Here is a 2,757-nt window from a genome sequence, read left to right on the forward strand (position 1 = left end):
GGTACTACCCGGGTACGACCCGGGCCGTACCCGGTGCCTCGTGCCGCAGGAAGTACAGGACAGCACAGGGCAGCACAGGACAGCAGCGGAAGCCGACGCCACGAGGAAGGACCCCCACCATGACCGCACTCGGACTGCTCGTCCCGGGCGAGGACGCTGAGGACGACTACCCGCGCCTCGAACAGCTCCTCGGCAGCGACGTACGGATCGACCTGATCCGCGCCGACCCGGCCGGCGACCCGCCCGAGCGGCTCGCCGCGCGCACCGAGGAACTGCGGCTCGCCGGGGCCGACTCCGTCGTGTGGGCGAGTACGACCGCCGCCGTGGCCGCCGGGTGGGAGGGGGCGCACGGGCAGGTCAGGGTGCTCGCGCGGGCCGCCGGGCTGCCGGCGTCGTCCACCGCGTTCGGGTTCGTGCACGCGGCGCGGGAGCTGTCGGTGAGCCGGGTCGCCGTGGTGACCGCGCACGGGGACACCGCGTTCACGGAGTTCCTGCGGGCGGGCGGGGTGAGCGTGGTCTGCACGGCGCCGCTCGGCGAGGACCTGGCCGCGTCGGTGCACCCCGCCGCGCACGAGGACGCGCAGGCCCTGCTCCTGCCGGACACGGACCTGCGGGCGGTGGCCCGATTGACCGCGCTGGAACACCGGTTGGGCAAGCCCGTCCTCTCGGCCCACCAGGTCGCCGTCTGGGAGGCGCTGCGCCTGACGGACCGGCGCGTCAACGCGCCCGAGCTGGGTGTCCTGTTCACCCGCGAGCCGGTGGTGCAGGTCTGACAGCGGGGTAGGACCGGAGTACTGACCGGGTAGTACCGGAGGGGTAGCGGCGGGACGGAGAGCAGAGCCGGCGGGAATAAGCGGAGACAGTCTCCTGTTATCGCGGGGAAGGCAGTCGACGACGCGACGCAGGAGGCAATCGGTGGACGAGATCCGCGGCACGGTTCAGGGCGAGGCGCCCGTACCCCTCTCCGTACTGGACCTGGTGACCGTCGGCAGCGGGCGGACGGCGGGCGACGCGCTGCGGACGAGCGTGGAGCTGGCGAAGTACACCGAGCGGCGCGGGTTCCACCGGTACTGGGTCGCCGAGCACCACTCCATGCCGGGCGTCGCCTCCTCCTCGCCGGCCGTCATCCTCGCCCACCTCGCCGCCCACACCGGGCGCATCCGCCTCGGCTCCGGCGGCGTCATGCTCCCCAACCACGCGCCGCTCGTCATCGCCGAGCAGTTCGGGACGCTGGAGGCGCTCGCGCCGAACCGGGTCGACCTCGGGCTCGGGCGGGCGCCCGGTACGGACGGGGCTACCGCCGCCGCACTGCGCCGCACCGACCGGCTCCACGAGGGCGCCGACGACTTCCCTGAGCAGCTCGCCGAGTTGACGCGCTTCCTCGACGACGACTTTCCCGACGGGCACCCCTACTCCCGTATCCACGCCATCCCCGGGCCGGTCCAGGGCAGCGCGCCCGGCGGGGTCCAGTCCCCGCACCGGCCGCCCGTCTGGCTCCTCGGCTCCTCCGGGTTCAGCGCGCGCCTTGCTGGGGTCCTCGGGCTGCCCTTCGCCTTCGCGCACCACTTCTCCGCGCAGAACACCGTCCCCGCGCTCGACCTCTACCGCGAGTCCTTCACACCCTCCGCGGTCCTCGACGCGCCCTACGCCCTCATCGGCGTCTCGGTCCTCGCCACCGACGACCCGGCCGAGGCCCGCCGCCAACTCCTCGCCGCCGGGCTCAACATGGTCCGCCTGCGCACCGGCCGCCCTGGCCTCTTCCCCTCCCCCGAGGAGGCCGAGGCCCACCAACTCACCGACATGGAAGCCGACTTCATCAACTCCTGGAACTCCAACGTCATCCACGGCCACGCGGACGAGGTCCGCACCGGCCTCGACGACCTCCAGAAGCGGACGGGCGCGGACGAGCTGATGCTGACCAGCCACGCGCATCGGGGGGAACTGCGGGTGCGGTCGTACGAGTTGATCGCGGATGCGTACGGGTTGCCCACGGAGTGAAGGGGGCGGTGCTCGGCATCGCCCCAGCGGTGACGCGGATCGGCGTCGCGCCGTTGACGCGGTGGCCTCCGGTGCGCGGAGTCGCGTCGACGGTGCGGCAGTGGGCGAAGTGGCGCCCGGTGCCGCACCGTTGGTGCCCGGCCGGGGAGGGGTGCGCGGCACTCTCCCCACACGCCGCCGGGTGAGGTCCCGGCGGCGCGGGGCCGGTGCCGTCGCGGGGTGAACGTGGTCGACGGGGCGCCACCCGCAGCGTGCCCGGAGCGTGTTGACGAGCGATGCCTGCGGGAAGTCCGTGCCGTACGGGTCGAGCGTGGCCGACGGCCACCCCCGGGAGCCCTGTGTTCGCGGCACCGATCGCGGAGCGTGATGCGGCGCAGTACCGGTAATCCCCCGATGCGCAGCGTGAGTTGTGAGAGGCGGGCGGCGTGAGGCGGGGCGTACACGGATGGTTGGCCGAATAGCTCCCGACGCCCGCCGACCGGCCGGGGGCGCCGACGTCTCACCTGGACGCAGAGGTCTCACCGTACGCCGCCAACTCCCCGACCTCGACCGGCACATAGGCCACATCCGAGCCCAACTCCCGCACCAGCCAGCCCCCTCAGCAGACCAGCCGGACGCGAATCCCGCGCCGACCACCCTCCCGCACCGCCCGGCCGGCGCCGATCCTCACCCCCAACTCCCGCTCCGGCGCACCCCCTTCACCGACCACCCGGCACAACCGCCGCCCTGACCGGCCGGCGCACTCTTCCGCACCCCCAG

General features: G+C 73.7%; 2 protein-coding genes. Both read left to right on the forward strand.

All coding sequences use genetic code 11. From position 1 onward, the window contains the following. Positions 1-119 precede the first annotated feature (119 nt). Entirely contained in the window at positions 120-773 is a 654-nt protein-coding gene (locus AOK24_RS43710) for an aspartate racemase/maleate isomerase family protein (protein ID WP_055725376.1), read from the forward strand. A 142-nt stretch (positions 774-915) separates the two neighbouring features. Further along, positions 916-1,998 carry an LLM class flavin-dependent oxidoreductase gene (locus AOK24_RS43715; protein ID WP_055725377.1) on the forward strand — a complete coding sequence of 361 codons (1,083 nt, stop codon included), beginning with the start codon at positions 916-918 and terminating at the stop codon, positions 1,996-1,998. Positions 1,999-2,757 lie beyond the last annotated feature (759 nt).

Origin of the sequence: Streptomyces niveiscabiei (assembly GCF_001419795.1) — a bacterium.
Lineage (GTDB): Bacteria > Actinomycetota > Actinomycetes > Streptomycetales > Streptomycetaceae > Streptomyces > Streptomyces niveiscabiei.

Coding starts and splice junctions, on each gene's coding strand:
- AOK24_RS43710 (WP_055725376.1), top strand. CDS start 120: ATGACCGCACTCGGACTGCTCGTCCCGGGCGAGGACGCTGAGGACGAC.